General features: G+C 56.5%; 16 protein-coding genes. 8 read left to right on the top strand and 8 right to left on the bottom strand.

Annotation, left to right across the window (positions count from 1 at the left end):
* Positions 1-29: 29 nt before the first annotated feature.
* Positions 30-1,763: an arginine--tRNA ligase gene (gene argS, locus ACOTZF_RS12975; RefSeq protein WP_013096072.1), complete on the bottom strand. Its 1,734-nt coding sequence runs from the start codon at positions 1,761-1,763 to the stop codon at positions 30-32.
* A 238-nt stretch (positions 1,764-2,001) separates the two neighbouring features.
* Here argS and ACOTZF_RS12980 point away from each other — a divergent pair, with 238 nt between their 5' ends.
* Both ACOTZF_RS12980 and cutC read left to right on the top strand, forming a co-directional pair.
* On the top strand, positions 2,002-2,562 hold the full coding sequence (locus ACOTZF_RS12980) for a VOC family protein (RefSeq protein ID WP_013096073.1): 561 nt from the start codon (positions 2,002-2,004) through the stop codon (positions 2,560-2,562).
* 78 nt (positions 2,563-2,640) lie between these two features.
* Positions 2,641-3,384, top strand: a complete 744-nt coding sequence (gene cutC / locus ACOTZF_RS12985) for a copper homeostasis protein CutC (RefSeq protein WP_129252510.1) — start codon at positions 2,641-2,643, stop codon at positions 3,382-3,384.
* A 262-nt stretch (positions 3,385-3,646) separates the two neighbouring features.
* Here the strand turns inward: cutC and cmoB are convergent, their stop codons facing one another.
* The 5 genes from cmoB to ACOTZF_RS13010 are packed head-to-tail and all read right to left on the bottom strand — an operon-like array spanning position 3,647 to position 7,226.
* Positions 3,647-4,618: a tRNA 5-methoxyuridine(34)/uridine 5-oxyacetic acid(34) synthase CmoB gene (gene cmoB / locus ACOTZF_RS12990; protein ID WP_013096075.1), complete on the bottom strand. Its 972-nt coding sequence runs from the start codon at positions 4,616-4,618 to the stop codon at positions 3,647-3,649.
* Positions 4,615-5,358, bottom strand: a complete 744-nt coding sequence (cmoA, locus tag ACOTZF_RS12995; protein WP_013096076.1) for a carboxy-S-adenosyl-L-methionine synthase CmoA — start codon at positions 5,356-5,358, stop codon at positions 4,615-4,617. Before cmoA ends, cmoB begins: the two co-directional genes overlap by 4 nt.
* 40 nt (positions 5,359-5,398) lie before the next feature.
* Positions 5,399-5,794 carry an MAPEG family protein gene (locus ACOTZF_RS13000; protein WP_013096077.1) on the bottom strand — a complete coding sequence of 132 codons (396 nt, stop codon included), beginning with the start codon at positions 5,792-5,794 and terminating at the stop codon, positions 5,399-5,401.
* 50 nt (positions 5,795-5,844) lie between these two features.
* The gene (locus ACOTZF_RS13005) at positions 5,845-6,663 is read right to left on the bottom strand and encodes a DUF72 domain-containing protein (RefSeq protein ID WP_421636100.1); all 819 of its coding nucleotides are present in this window, start codon (positions 6,661-6,663) and stop codon (positions 5,845-5,847) included.
* Positions 6,660-7,226, bottom strand: coding sequence for a hydrolase (locus ACOTZF_RS13010; protein ID WP_013096079.1), 567 nt, complete (start codon positions 7,224-7,226; stop codon positions 6,660-6,662). Before ACOTZF_RS13010 ends, ACOTZF_RS13005 begins: the two co-directional genes overlap by 4 nt.
* Positions 7,227-7,490: 264 nt before the next feature.
* Between ACOTZF_RS13010 and aspS the strand changes: the two genes are divergently transcribed.
* The 6 genes from aspS to ruvB all read left to right on the top strand — a co-directional run bounded on the left by aspS (position 7,491) and on the right by ruvB (position 12,747).
* Positions 7,491-9,263 carry an aspartate--tRNA ligase gene (gene aspS / locus ACOTZF_RS13015; RefSeq protein WP_013096080.1) on the top strand — a complete coding sequence of 591 codons (1,773 nt, stop codon included), beginning with the start codon at positions 7,491-7,493 and terminating at the stop codon, positions 9,261-9,263.
* A 1-nt stretch (position 9,264) separates the two neighbouring features.
* Positions 9,265-9,708: a dihydroneopterin triphosphate diphosphatase gene (nudB, locus tag ACOTZF_RS13020; RefSeq protein WP_023620451.1), complete on the top strand. Its 444-nt coding sequence runs from the start codon at positions 9,265-9,267 to the stop codon at positions 9,706-9,708.
* Positions 9,709-9,735: 27 nt separating this feature from the next.
* The gene (locus tag ACOTZF_RS13025; protein WP_013096082.1) at positions 9,736-10,476 is read left to right on the top strand and encodes a YebC/PmpR family DNA-binding transcriptional regulator; all 741 of its coding nucleotides are present in this window, start codon (positions 9,736-9,738) and stop codon (positions 10,474-10,476) included.
* A 34-nt stretch (positions 10,477-10,510) separates the two neighbouring features.
* Entirely contained in the window at positions 10,511-11,032 is a 522-nt protein-coding gene (ruvC, locus tag ACOTZF_RS13030) for a crossover junction endodeoxyribonuclease RuvC (protein ID WP_013096083.1), read from the top strand.
* A gap of 81 nt (positions 11,033-11,113) precedes the next feature.
* Positions 11,114-11,728, top strand: coding sequence for a Holliday junction branch migration protein RuvA (gene ruvA, locus ACOTZF_RS13035; RefSeq protein ID WP_013096085.1), 615 nt, complete (start codon positions 11,114-11,116; stop codon positions 11,726-11,728).
* Between the two features lie 8 nt (positions 11,729-11,736).
* On the top strand, positions 11,737-12,747 hold the full coding sequence (ruvB, locus tag ACOTZF_RS13040) for a Holliday junction branch migration DNA helicase RuvB (protein WP_013096086.1): 1,011 nt from the start codon (positions 11,737-11,739) through the stop codon (positions 12,745-12,747).
* A 59-nt stretch (positions 12,748-12,806) separates the two neighbouring features.
* Here ruvB and znuB read toward each other — a convergent pair whose 3' ends face one another.
* Both znuB and znuC read right to left on the bottom strand, forming a co-directional pair.
* Positions 12,807-13,592 carry a zinc ABC transporter permease subunit ZnuB gene (znuB, locus tag ACOTZF_RS13045; protein WP_013096087.1) on the bottom strand — a complete coding sequence of 262 codons (786 nt, stop codon included), beginning with the start codon at positions 13,590-13,592 and terminating at the stop codon, positions 12,807-12,809.
* Entirely contained in the window at positions 13,589-14,344 is a 756-nt protein-coding gene (gene znuC / locus ACOTZF_RS13050) for a zinc ABC transporter ATP-binding protein ZnuC (RefSeq protein WP_014832401.1), read from the bottom strand. The genes znuB and znuC overlap by 4 nt, the downstream gene beginning before the upstream one ends.
* Positions 14,345-14,383: the final 39 nt, after the last annotated feature.

The following is a 14,383-nucleotide window of genomic DNA, read 5'->3' on the forward strand; positions in this document are numbered from 1 at the left end:
ACCCGGCGATGATAGCCGGGTTTTTTGTATTACATACGTTCTACGGTTTCGATACCCAGGGTATCCAGACCCAGCTTCAGGGTCTTCGCCGTCAGCTGCGCCAGCTTCAGGCGGCTGTTGCGGACCGATTCATTTTCCGCAGACAGAATAGGGCAGTGCTCGTAGAAGCCGGAGAACAGACCGGCCAGATCGTACAGGTAAGCACACATCACATGCGGCGTACCGTCGCGTGCAACCACGGACAGCGTCTCTTCAAACTGCAGCAGACGGGCCGCCAGCTGGGCTTCACGATCTTCGGTAATGGTGACGGTCGCATTCGCCAGCACGCTTTCATCGATATTCGCTTTACGGAACACCGAGAGCACGCGGGTGTAGGCATACTGCATGTACGGCGCGGTGTTACCTTCAAACGCCAGCATGTTGTCCCAGTCGAAGATATAGTCGGTGGTACGGTTCTTGGAGAGATCCGCGTATTTCACCGCACCGATACCCACGGCGTTCGCCAGTTTTTCCAGCTCCTCGGCCGGCATATCCGGGTTCTTCTCTGCCACCAGGCGACGGGCGCGTTCCAGCGCTTCATCCAGCAGGTCGGACAGCTTCACCGTACCGCCCGCACGGGTTTTGAACGGCTTGCCGTCTTTACCCAGCATCATGCCGAACATGTGGTGTTCCAGCGGTACGCAATCGGGAACATAACCGGCTTTACGCACGATAGTCCACGCCTGCATCAGGTGCTGGTGCTGACGGGAGTCGATGTAGTACAGCACGCGGTCAGCATGCAGCGTTTCGTAACGGTACTTCGCACAGGCGATATCGGTGGTGGTGTAGAGGTAGCCGCCATCCTTTTTCTGGATGATCACGCCCATCGGTTCGCCTTCCTTGTTTTTGTACTCATCAAGGAATACGACCGTTGCGCCTTCGCTCTCAACCGCCAGATGTTTGGCCTTCAGGTCAGCCACAATGCCCGGCAGCATTGGGTTATAGAGGCTTTCACCCATCACGTCGTCGCGGGTCAGGGTGACGTTCAGACGGTTATAGGTGAGCTGGTTCTGGGACATGGTGATGTCCACCAGCTTGCGCCACATCTCCAGGAAGTACGGGTCGCCGCCCTGCAGTTTCACCACATAGCTACGCGCGCGCTCGGCGAAGGCTTCATCTTCGTCGTAGTGTTTTTTGGCTTCACGGTAGAACCCTTCCAGGTCCGCCAGCGCCATTTCACCTGCGTTTTCCTGCTGCTGTTTTTCCAGGTAAGCAATCAGCATACCGAACTGGGTACCCCAGTCACCAACGTGGTTCGCGCGGATCACCTTGTGACCGAGGAACTCAAGGGTGCGTACTGCCGCGTCACCGATGATGGTGGAGCGCAGGTGGCCAACGTGCATCTCTTTCGCGACGTTTGGCGCGGAGTAGTCAATCACCACGGTCTGTGGCTCTGGCTGGGCTACGCCCAGACGGTCAGATTTCAGCGCTGCGTCAACGTGGCTTGCCAGGAAGGCCGGCTCAAGGAAAATGTTGATAAAGCCCGGGCCAGCGATTTCGGTTTTGCTGGCAATGCCGGTGAGATCCAGATGAGTCAGCACCTGCTCAGCCAGTTGTCGCGGCGGCATGCCCAGTTTTTTAGCCACTGCCATCACGCCATTAGCCTGATAGTCGCCAAACTGTACTTTCGCTGACTGACGAACCTGCGGTTCGCAATCCGCAGGCGCACCTGCGGCAATCAGTGCCTGACTGACTTTTTCTGAGAGAAGAGCCTGAATATTCACCTGGATACCTTACGTTTTTGATGCGGGCTGACTGCCACCCGCGCCAGTTAAAGAATGAGGGCGGGAGTATACTGCAAATGCCTTCTGGCGTCAGCATTGCGGGGGGCGAAGATTGCGCAGAATCCAGGCTAAGAAAGCATGCATAATCATGCAGTGATAAAAAGCGTCATTCCGCGGTTGGTCAAAAGGGGGCAACAGAGTAAATTAGCGGCTTTGCGACACGATAAGAGACTGACTTATGGCGAACTGGCAATCCATTGACGAACTGCATGATATTTCCGCAGATTTACCGCGCTTCACCCAGGCGTTCACAGAACTTGCCACCCGTCTTGGTCTGGACATCGCACCGCTTGAGGCCGATCACATCTCCTTGCGCTGTCATCAGAACGCCACCGCCGAGCGCTGGCGTCGCGGGTTTGAACAGTGCGGGGAACTGCTCTCTGAGAACATCATCAACGGCCGTCCTATCTGCCTGTTTAAACTGCATGAGCCGGTCTGCGTAGCGCACTGGCAATTTAGCGTTGTTGAACTGCCGTGGCCGGGAGAAAAACGTTACCCGCATGAAGGCTGGGAGCACATCGAAATCGTGCTGCCTGGCGAGCCCGACACGCTGAATGCGCGCGCGCTGGCGCTGCTGTCTGATGAGGGGTTGAGCAAGCCGGGTATCTTTGTGAAAACGAGTTCACCAAAAGGCGAGCGCGAGCGTTTACCGAACCCGACGCTGGCCGTGACTGACGGACAGGTGACGGTGAAGTTCCATCCCTGGACGATAGAACAGATTGTTGCCAGCGAAGAGTAAGCGTTGTGACGACACGCGAAGACCGGCCGGGGGCGGCGTGTCATGATGGTGCATTACGCGGAATTTAAGGAGGAGTGGATGGCGCGGCTGGAGATTTGCTGTTACAGCGTGGAGTGTGCCGTGACGGCGCAACGGCGGGGGGCTGACCGCATTGAACTGTGCGCGGCACCGAAAGAAGGGGGGTTAACGCCCTCGTACGGTGTGTTGAAGTCTGCCCGTCAGGCTGTCACCGTTCCGGTACACCCTATCATTCGTCCTCGGGGCGGTGATTTTTGTTACACGGCAGGCGAGTTCAGTGCCATGCTTGACGATATCGCCCTTGTTCGCGATCTGGGTTTCCCGGGGCTGGTGACGGGGCTGCTCGATGAAGAAGGCAACGTCGATGTACCGCGTATGCGCCAGATAATGGCGGCCGCGAAGGGCATGGCGGTAACATTTCATCGCGCGTTCGATATGTGTAAAAAACCATTGCAAGCCTTTGATACCCTTGCGGAACTTGGCGTGGCGCGTGTGCTGACATCGGGCCAGCAGTCGTCGGCTGAAAAAGGACTGCAATTAATTACGGAACTAAAAGCACATTCCGGTGTTCCAATAATAATGGCGGGTGCGGGAGTCCGTGCCAGCAATCTGGAACTGTTTTTAAACGCCGGGGTGGAAGAGCTTCACAGCTCTGCCGGGAAATGGATACCGTCGCCCATGCGTTATCGCAACACAGGGTTGTCTATGTCGACGGATGCTGAAGCGGATGAGTACTCACGCTACGGTGTAGATGGAGAGTCGGTTGCGGAAATGAAATCGCTGATTGAACGTCATCACGTGTAGCAACGTACCGATTTTTACCGCGCATCATGTCGCCCAATATGATGCTTGCTTGTACCAGGCCCCTGCCAATTACACAGGGGCCTTTTTTTCTCCTTCATATTTCAAGCCGCAGTTGCGTTGGCTGCCTCGCTCCCCCCAGTCACTTACTGATGTAAGCTCCTGGGGATTCGCTGCGTTGCCGCCTTGCTGCAACTTGAAATATTTTGGAGAAAACCTGCGATGACCAGGCCGGGTAAGGCGCAGCCGCCACCCGGCTAAAAGGCTACGGCTTCGTGGCAATCAACACCGCACGCATTGGCGCCGGATAGCCTTCAACGGTTTTGCTGTGGTCGGTTGGGTCAAGGAACTGCTCCAGCGATTCGGTCACCATCCACTCCGTGCGGCGTTGCTCCTCGATGGAGGTCACGCAGACGTCGGCGATGCGCACATCCACAAACCCGCACTTCTCCAGCCAGTTTTTCAGCGCCAGCGCGGAAGGAATGAAGTAGACGTTGCGCATTTGCGCGTAACGATCGCCGGGAACCAGAACGGTATTTTCATCGCCTTCGACCACCAGCGTTTCCAGCACCAGTTCGCCGCCGCTGACCAGCTGATCTTTCAGCTGCCATAAATGCTCCAGCGGGGAACGGCGGTGGTAAAGCACGCCCATGGAGAAGACGGTATCAAACGCTTTCAGCGCGGGCAGTTGCTCAATGCCCAGCGGCAGCAAATGCGCGCGCTGGTCGTTACCCAGCAGCTTACGCACGGCTTCGAACTGGCACAGGAACAGCTGCATCGGGTCGATGCCAACGGCTAAATGCGCGCCCGCGCCAATCATGCGCCACATGTGGTAACCGCTACCGCAGCCGACGTCCAGAATGGTACGCCCGGTCAGGTCGGAGAGGTGCGGAAGCACGCGATCCCATTTCCAGTCGGAGCGCCATTCAGTATTGATATTCACCCCGTAGAGCGAAAACGGTCCTTTGCGCCACGGCATCAGGTTACGCATCAGCGTTTCGATACGATTAATCTGCCCGGCGGGCAGCGGCTCTGCGCTTTCTGCCGTGACGCTGTGCAGCAGATCCAGACGGTGAGGCGTCAGCTCCGGCAGAAACTCCACCGCATTTGACCACTGCTTCAACAGCCCATGCTGCTGATCGCGCTGCCAGGTGGCAATCTGCGCAGGCAGCGTCTCCAGCCAGTGGGAGAGATGGTTTTTTGCAATCAGCTGATAGAAGTTACCGAACTCAATCATGCCGCGTCCTCAGCTTTCAGCGCCACCAGGGAGCCAAAGTTAAAGCACTGGAACCACAGTTCGCTGTGCTCAAAGCCTGCCTGGCGCAGACGCGCTTTATGGGTTTCCACGGAGTCCGTCAGCATCACGTTTTCCAGCATGCTGCGTTTCTGGCTAATTTCCAGCTCGCTGTAGCCGTTTGCACGTTTGAAATCGTGGTGCATGTTGAACAGCAGTTCGCCGACGGTCGCGTCTTCAAAGCTGAATTTCTCAGACAGCACCAGCGCGCCACCGGGGTTAAGGCCCTGATAAATTTTGTCCAGCAGCCGCTGGCGGTCATCGGGCACCAGGAACTGCAGGGTAAAATTCAGCACGACCATCGAGGCGTTGTGGATTTCGATGTCACGAATGTCGCCTTCAACGACCTCGACCGGAGTTGCCGCTTTCCAGGCATCAATATGACGGCGGCAGCGTTCAACCATCGCCGGGGAGTTATCGACGGCAATGATTTTACAGCCTTCGTGATGAACGTTACGACGTACCGACAACGTTGCCGCGCCGAGCGAGCAGCCCAGGTCATACACCTGCGTGCCGGGTTGAACGAAGCGCTCAGCCAGCATGCCGATCATGGAGATAATATTGGAATAACCGGGAACAGAGCGCTGGATCATATCCGGGAAGACTTCGGCTACCCGTTCATCGAAGGTCCAGTCGCCCAGGCTGGCGATAGGCGCGGAAAAAAGCGTGTCGCGATCTGACATAACGTAAAAATCCGGGAAAAATAAAGTGGCGTATTGTGCGCTAACGGAAGGAGAAAACCAACTCCCACGGCATATACCAAAGGTTAGCCAGCACCATCAGCAAAAGCGAACACCATGTCGCGCTCATGCCGGAACGACGCCAGCGGAATAAGCGGTGGTGAAAGCCGTAATAATGCATTAACCGACCCGCAATCAGCAGCAGGCCACAAATGTGTACCATCCAGGTTTCGGCGCCATTCATCTCCATAAACAGCAGCAAAATGAGTGCCACCGGAATGTACTCAACCGCGTTGCCGTGGATACGGATAGCGCTTTGCAGTTCGGAAAACCCCCCGTCGCCGTATGAGACGCGGTACTGCATTCTGAGTCGCACAACATCAAATGAAAATTTAATCAGCAGTAATGCACCTAGCACCGCATACAACGCGCTGACCATACAAACTCCCTGTGTTTTGGCAGATGGCGTCTCTATGATATGGCGTGATCTCAGAAAAGAGAAGATTGTTGTGGGATGGAGGGCGCGCTGCCGAGCGACGGAACCGCGGTTTGCAGGGCCTGCCAGAGCGTATCGACCAGTTCGGGGGCCTGGGCGATATCCGGCGTATGTAAAAAAAGATACGGCGTGGTGGTCTGTTCCCATTTCGCTAACGTGTGCAGCCAGACGGCGAACATCTCCTGATTTTGCTGCATATTGTCGCTGCCGATAAACCGGACCATCGGATTGTGCGCGGTTACGATAGCGTGGACCGGGACTTTGGGCTTCTTGCGCTGGGCATCAATAATGGCTTCGTTATGCGCAATTGCGCTGTGAACAGGACGACTGTCAAGGATGACGCGGTTGACTGAGCGCTCATGCAATCCCCGGTTGAGTGCTTTCTCTACCTCGCCTTTGGCAAAAAATTCAGGATGTCTCACTTCAACGCCGTAGGTAAAGTCCCGGGGCAGGCCATCAAGGAATGGCCAGAGCGCGGGCAGATCGCGCGGACCAAAGGTGGCGGGATGCTGCAGCCAGTACTGGCCGATACGGTTTGCCAGTGGCGACATTCGGCCAAAAAACTCTTCGGTTAAATCACTGCAGTTACGCAGGGCGGCGTTATGGGAGATGGTTGCCGGAAATTTAAAGCAGAAGCGGAAATCATCCGTGGTTTGATCCCGCCAGCGCTCGACAATCTCTGCCCGGGGAAGGGCATACAGCGTGGTGTTGCCCTCCACGCAGTTAAAGTGCCGGGCGTACTCTTCAAGGCTGGTTATGCCAAGGCGCACCCATTTCGGGTGCGACCACTGGGGCAGGCCCACGTACATCATAACGCGCTTAAAATCTCATCCGTGCTGCGCACGCGACCGATGCGCGGGAAAATATGGGTCATGCTGCCCTGGTGTTGTTCCGCAGAAGCCGCGCTACATGCGTCTTCGGCAATCACCAGGTTAAAGCCCAACTCCCAGGCGTTACGGGCGGTGGATTCCACGCCAATGTTGGTGGAGATCCCGCACAGGATAATGGTGTCGATACCGCGGCGGCGCAGCTGTAGCTCCAGGTCGGTGCCATAGAAGGCGCCCCACTGGCGTTTGGTCACTTCGATATCGCTGTCGCGTTTGCCGAGCGAGACCGGATATGTCCACCAGTTGTCCGGCAGGGCGTGCGCGGGCGCCTGGGCGTCAACCGGCTGTTTTAACGCTTCGGCAAAATCGGCCGACCAGCCAACGCGCACCATGACAACCGGTGCGCCGCTGGCGCGGCATTTTTCCGCCAGACGTGCGGCACGGCTGACGACATCATCAGCGGTGTGCGGGCCACCGGCAAAGGGAAGGATCCCTTCCTGTAGATCAATCACCACCAGGGCGGTTTTGCGGGCATCAAGTGTCAGCATGGTAACTCCAGTTAAATGAATCGCTTCCGTTACACCTTACGACGTTATGGCCTGTTATCGGTCGGATAATTTTGTTAATTTTTGTGAGAATGCGCAATAAGAGCGCAGCAAACGTGCGTCTGGCCGTGCTTCGCTCTTATCGTCCGGCGGAATTTCCAGTATAATAGCCGCCTTTTTTCATCCAGTTGTGACATACAGAAAGCTGCGACATAGTAGCCTGCATACCAGGCGACATTTAGCCTGCGGCTAATTAAGGGATATCTCATGCGTACAGAATATTGCGGGCAGCTGCGTCAGTCCCACGTCGGACAGCAGGTGACCCTGTGTGGTTGGGTCAACCGTCGTCGTGATCTTGGTAGCCTTATCTTCATTGATATGCGCGACCGCGAAGGTATCGTTCAGGTGTTCTTCGATCCGGATCGCGCGGACGCGTTGAAGCTGGCTTCTGAGCTGCGTAATGAGTTCTGCATTCAGGTCACCGGCACCGTACGTGCGCGTGACGAGAAAAACGTCAACGCAGATATGGCGACCGGTGCCATTGAAGTGCTGGCCTCCGATCTGACGATCATCAACCGTGCTGAAGCGCTGCCGCTGGACTCCAACCACGTCAACACTGAAGAAGCGCGTCTGAAATACCGCTACCTGGATCTGCGTCGCCCGGAGATGGCACAGCGCCTGAAAACCCGTGCGAAAATTACCAGCCTGGTGCGTCGCTTTATGGATGACCACGGTTTCCTCGATATCGAAACCCCGATGCTGACCAAAGCCACGCCGGAAGGCGCGCGCGATTACCTGGTGCCATCCCGTGTTCATAAAGGCAAATTCTACGCGCTGCCGCAGTCTCCACAGCTGTTTAAACAGCTGCTGATGATGTCCGGCTTCGATCGCTACTATCAGATCGTAAAATGCTTCCGTGACGAAGACCTGCGCGCTGACCGTCAGCCAGAATTTACCCAGATCGATGTGGAAACCTCCTTCATGACCGCTGAGCAGGTGCGTGAAGTGATGGAAGCGCTGGTGCGCAGCCTGTGGAATGACGTGAAGGGCGTGGAGCTGGGCGACTTCCCCATTATGACCTTCGCCGAAGCCGAGCGTCGTTACGGCTCCGACAAACCAGACCTGCGTAACCCTATGGAGCTGGTGGACGTTGCTGACCTGGTGAAATCCGTTGAGTTTGCGGTGTTTGCCGGCCCGGCTAACGATCCGAAAGGTCGCGTAGCAGCCCTGCGTGTACCGGGTGGTGCAGCGCTTAGCCGTAAGCAGATTGACGACTACGGCAACTTCATCAAGATCTACGGCGCGAAAGGTCTGGCCTATATTAAAGTAACCGAGCGTGCGAAAGGTCTGGAAGGTATCACCAGCCCGGTGGCGAAGTTCCTGAACGCGGAGATTGTAGAAGCGATCCTTGAGCGCACCGGCGCACAGGATGGCGACATGATCTTCTTCGGCGCTGACAACAAGAAAATTGTTGCCGATGCAATGGGCGCGCTGCGTCTGAAACTGGGCAAAGATCTGAACCTCACTGACGAGAGCAAATGGGCGCCGTTGTGGGTTATCGACTTCCCGATGTTTGAAGACGACGGTGAAGGCGGCCTGACTGCCATGCACCACCCGTTCACTTCGCCAAAAGACATGACGGCGGCAGAGCTGAAAGCGGCACCGGAAGAGGCGGTCGCGAACGCCTACGATATGGTTATCAACGGCTATGAAGTGGGCGGCGGCTCCGTGCGTATTCACAGCGGTGAGATGCAGCAGACGGTGTTCGGCATTCTGGGCATCAACGAACAGGAACAGCGCGAGAAGTTCGGCTTCCTGCTGGATGCGCTGAAGTACGGTACGCCGCCTCACGCAGGCCTGGCATTCGGTCTCGACCGTCTGACTATGCTGCTGACCGGCACCGACAACATCCGTGACGTTATCGCCTTCCCGAAAACCACCGCAGCGGCGTGTCTGATGACCGAAGCGCCAAGCTTCGCTAACCCGGCCGCGCTGGCTGAGCTGGGTATCGACGTGGTGAAAAAGGAAGAGAAAAACTGATATGGCATATAAGCGTCCCGTTTCTGTCTTAGTTGTAATTTACGCTCAGGACACGAAGCGGGTGCTGATGTTGCAGCGGCGCGATGACCCTGAATTCTGGCAGTCGGTTACCGGCAGTCTGGAAGAGGGCGAAACCGCGCCGCAGGCCGCCGCGCGTGAAGTAAAGGAAGAGGTCACCATTGACGTTGCTTGCGAGCAACTGACCCTGAAGGACTGTCAGCGCACGGTGGAGTTCGAAATTTTTAGCCATTTACGTCATCGCTATGCACCGGGTATCGAGCGCAACACGGAATCGTGGTTCTGTCTCGCGCTCCCTCACGAACGGGAGATCGTGTTCACTGAACATCTGACCTACCGCTGGGTGGATGCGGCGGATGCCGCCGCACTGACCAAATCGTGGAGCAACCGGCAGGCGATTGAAGAATTTGTAATTAACGCAGCCTGAAAAGGCGCGATTTTTGGAGAACTTTTTATGGCAGGTCATAGTAAGTGGGCCAACACCAAACACCGCAAAGCGGCACAGGATGCCAAGCGCGGTAAGATCTTTACCAAAATCATTCGCGAGCTGGTGACAGCAGCGCGTCTGGGCGGCGGCGATCCGGCGTCTAACCCACGTCTGCGTGCGGCAGTAGATAAAGCGCTGTCCAACAACATGACGCGTGACACCCTGAACCGTGCTATCGCTCGTGGCGTGGGCGGTGATGAAGACACGAACATGGAAACCATCATTTATGAAGGTTACGGTCCTGGCGGCACCGCGGTAATGGTTGAATGTCTGTCCGACAACCGTAACCGTACCGTTGCAGAAGTGCGCCATGCGTTCACCAAAACCGGGGGTAACCTGGGGACTGACGGTTCTGTAGCGTACCTGTTCAGCAAAAAAGGCGTCATCTCCTTCGAGAAAGGCGACGAAGATGTCATCATGGAAGCGGCGCTGGAAGCGGGTGCGGAAGACGTAGTCACCTTCGACGATGGCGCTATCGATGTCTACACCGCGTGGGAAGAGATGGGCGCAGTACGTGATGCGCTGGAAGCGGCGGGCCTGAAAGCCGACAACGCTGAAGTCTCCATGATCCCGTCCACCAAAGCGGATATGGATGCTGAAACGGCACCAAAACTGCTGCGTCTGATCGACATGCTTGAAGACTGCGACGACGTGCAGGAAGTGTATCACAACGGTGAGATCTCTGATGAGGTTGCAGCGACTCTCTGATGAGAGCGTTTAAACCGTTTACGGGAGACGCGTGATGTCGATTATCCTTGGGATTGACCCCGGCTCACGCGTCACCGGTTACGGCGTTATCCGTCAGGTTGGACGCCAGTTAACCTACCTTGGCAGTGGCTGTATTCGCACCAAAGTTGAAGATCTGCCGTCGCGACTGAAGCTCATTTATGCAGGCGTGACGGAGATTATCACCCAGTTTCAGCCTGACTATTTCGCCATCGAGCAGGTCTTCATGGCGAAAAACGCCGATTCGGCGTTAAAGCTCGGTCAGGCGCGGGGCGTGGCAATTGTTGCTGCCGTGAACCAGGATCTTCCGGTATTTGAATACGCGGCAAGACAGGTCAAGCAGACGGTGGTGGGGATTGGTAGCGCGGAGAAAAGCCAGGTGCAGCACATGGTGCGTACCCTGTTGAAGCTCCCCGCGAACCCGCAGGCCGATGCCGCCGATGCGCTGGCAATTGCGATCACCCACTGTCATGTCAGCCAGAACGCGATGCAAATGAGCGAGTCGCGGCTCAATCTGGCGCGAGGCAGGTTACGATAATGAGAAATCAGGCTGGATGTTTATCCAGCCTTTTTTTATTATGTCGCAAATCAATAATTTTCCAGAACGCAGGAGCGTCACGTGATAGGCAGACTCAGAGGCATCATCATTGAAAAACAACCCCCGTTAGTGCTGCTGGAAGTGGGCGGCGTGGGCTATGAAGTCCATATGCCAATGACCTGCTTCTACGAGCTGCCGGACGCGGGTAAAGAGGCGATTGTCTTTACCCAGTTTGTGGTGCGTGAAGATGCTCAGCTGCTCTATGGCTTCAACAACAAACAGGAACGCACCCTGTTCCGCGAGCTGATTAAAACCAACGGCGTCGGGCCGAAGCTGGCGCTGGCCATTCTCTCCGGTATGTCCGCCCAACAGTTCGTGAATGCCGTTGAGCGCGAAGATCCTGCCGCGCTGGTTAAGCTCCCGGGCATTGGTAAGAAAACGGCAGAGCGCCTGATTGTTGAGATGAAAGACCGCTTTAAAGGTCTGCATGGCGATCTCTTTACCCCTGCTGCCGATCTGGTGCTGACTTCGCCGGGTGCGCCTGTGTCGGATGATGATGCCGAGCAGGAAGCGGTTGCCGCGCTGGTGGCGCTGGGCTATAAACCTCAGGAGGCCAGCCGAATGGTGAGCAAAATTGCCAAACCGGATGCCAGCAGTGAAACTCTGATTCGTGAAGCGCTGCGCGCTGCATTGTGAGGTAAAGGATGATTGAAGCAGATCGCCTGGTATCGGCAGGCACTATTCAGGCAGACGACGTGGTGGATCGTGCGATCCGTCCGAAGTTGCTTGATGAGTATATTGGCCAGCCGCAGGTGCGTTCCCAGATGGAGATCTTCATCCAGGCGGCAAAGCTGCGCGGCGATGCGCTCGATCACCTGCTGATATTCGGTCCTCCGGGTTTGGGGAAAACCACCCTGGCGAATATCGTTGCTAATGAAATGGGCGTGAACCTGCGTACCACGTCTGGCCCGGTGCTGGAAAAAGCAGGCGATCTGGCGGCGATGCTGACCAATCTTGAACCGCACGACGTGCTGTTTATCGATGAGATCCACCGCCTGTCGCCGGTGGTGGAAGAGGTTCTCTATCCGGCAATGGAAGACTACCAGCTGGATATCATGATCGGCGAAGGCCCAGCCGCGCGTTCGATCAAAATCGATCTGCCGCCGTTTACCCTGATTGGCGCCACCACCCGCGCCGGGTCGTTAACCTCTCCACTGCGCGACCGCTTTGGTATTGTGCAGCGCCTCGAGTTCTATCAGGTCGCCGACCTCCAGCATATCGTGGGCCGCAGTGCCCGCTATATGGGGCTGGATATGAGCGAAGAAGGGGCATTTGAAGTGGCGAAGCGTTCGCGCGGAACACCGCGTATCGCTAACCGCCTGCTGCGCCGCGTCCGTGACTTTGCAGAAGTGAAGCACGATGGGTCTATTTCTGCCGAAATTGCTGCTCAGGCGCTGGATATGCTGAATGTCGATGCTGAGGGTTTTGACTACATGGACCGCAAGCTGCTGCTGGCGGTACTGGACAAATTCTTTGGCGGGCCGGTCGGGCTGGATAACCTGGCGGCGGCAATCGGGGAAGAGCGCGAGACAATTGAAGATGTACTCGAACCGTATCTGATCCAGCAGGGCTTCCTGCAACGTACCCCGCGTGGGCGTATGGCCACGGTGCGGGCGTGGAATCATTTTGGTATCACGCCACCGGCAATGCCGTAATGCTTAATTCCCTCTCCCACCGGGAGAGGGTTAGGATGAGGGCATCAGCGCCCTCGATATCAACTAGCGGTCTTCTTCATCATACTGAAAATAAACAGCACCGCCGCACACAGCACCACTGACGGCCCCGCAGGCGTGTCATAGAACGCCGAGAAGGTTAACCCGCCCGTTACCGCAATCATCCCGATAATCACCGCCACGCCTGCCATCTGCTCCGGCGTACGGGCAAAACGACGCGCGGTGGCCGCAGGAATAATCAGTAGCGACGTAATAATCAGCGCACCGACGAACTTCATCGCCACGCCGATGGTTAACGCTGTCACCAGCATCAGCAGCAGTTTCACCCGCTGCAACTTCACGCCGTCTACAAACGCCAGATCCGGGCTGACGGTCATCGCCAGCAAATTACGCCACTGCCACAGCAGAATACCCAGCACCACCACCACGCCAATGGCAATAGCAATGAGATCTTCAGGCGTCACGGCGAGCAGGTCGCCAAACAGGTAGGCCATCAGGTCAACGCGGATATTGGACATCAGGCTCACTACCACCAGACCCAGCGACAGGGCGCTGTGCGCCATAATGCCGAGCAGGGTATCAATGGCGAGGTGAGGGCGTTTTTCCAGCCAGACCAGACCGGCGGCGAGGAGCAGCGTAACGACAATCACCGCATAGAACGGGTTGACGTCCAGCAGCAAACCAAAAGCCACGCCCAGCAGTGAAGCATGGGCCAGGGTATCGCCGAAATAGGACATTCTGCGCCAGACCACAAACGAGCCAAGCGGACCCGCGGCGCAGGCGAGCATAATCCCAGCCAGCCAGCCGGGCAGTAACAGTTCAATCATGAGTGTCCATTTCCCCGGCGCAGGACAATTCGTCCCTGTAAATCATGGCGGTGGTTATGATGATGGCGATAAATACCCAGTTGTTCAGCCCCGCGAGGGCCAAACATAGAGATAAATTCGGGGTGCATTGACACCACTTCAGGCGTGCCGGAACAGCAGATATGATGGTTCAGACAGAGCACTTCGTCGGTTTTAGCCATCACCAGATGCAGGTCGTGGGAGACCATCAGCACCGCGCAGTTCAGTTCGTGGCGCAGCTGGTCAATTAAATCGTAAAGCGCGACCTGACCATTGACGTCCACACCCTGCGTTGGCTCATCCAGTACCAGCAGCTGGGGGCTGCTGAGCAGCGCCCGGGCAAGTAACACGCGCTGGGTTTCCCCGCCGGACAGTTTTTGCAGTGGCGCGTCCACCAGGTGGCCCGCCTGGACACGTTTCAGCGCCGGAAGAATATCGGCTTTACGCGTACCAGGGCGCAGGCGCAGGAAGCGGCTGACGGTCAGCGGCAGCGTGGCATCAAGATGTAATTTTTGCGGCACGTATCCGATACGCAATTTTTCTTCACGCTTGATGACACCTTCATCAGGGGCTACCAGACCCAGCACCACGCGCACAAGGGTGGATTTACCCGCGCCGTTCGGACCGAGCAGCGTCAGAATTTTACCGGGCTTCAGATCCAGCGAGACATCAGAAAGGACGCGGCGCTGACCGAAAGAGACCGAAACATTTTCAAGAGAAACCAAAGTTGTCATGTCAATTTAAGCTTGCAGAAGTCAACGAATGTTATAATA

The organism is Enterobacter cloacae complex sp. SHL021, from assembly GCF_049237765.1.
In the GTDB taxonomy this organism is placed as follows: Bacteria; Pseudomonadota; Gammaproteobacteria; order Enterobacterales; family Enterobacteriaceae; genus Enterobacter; species Enterobacter cloacae.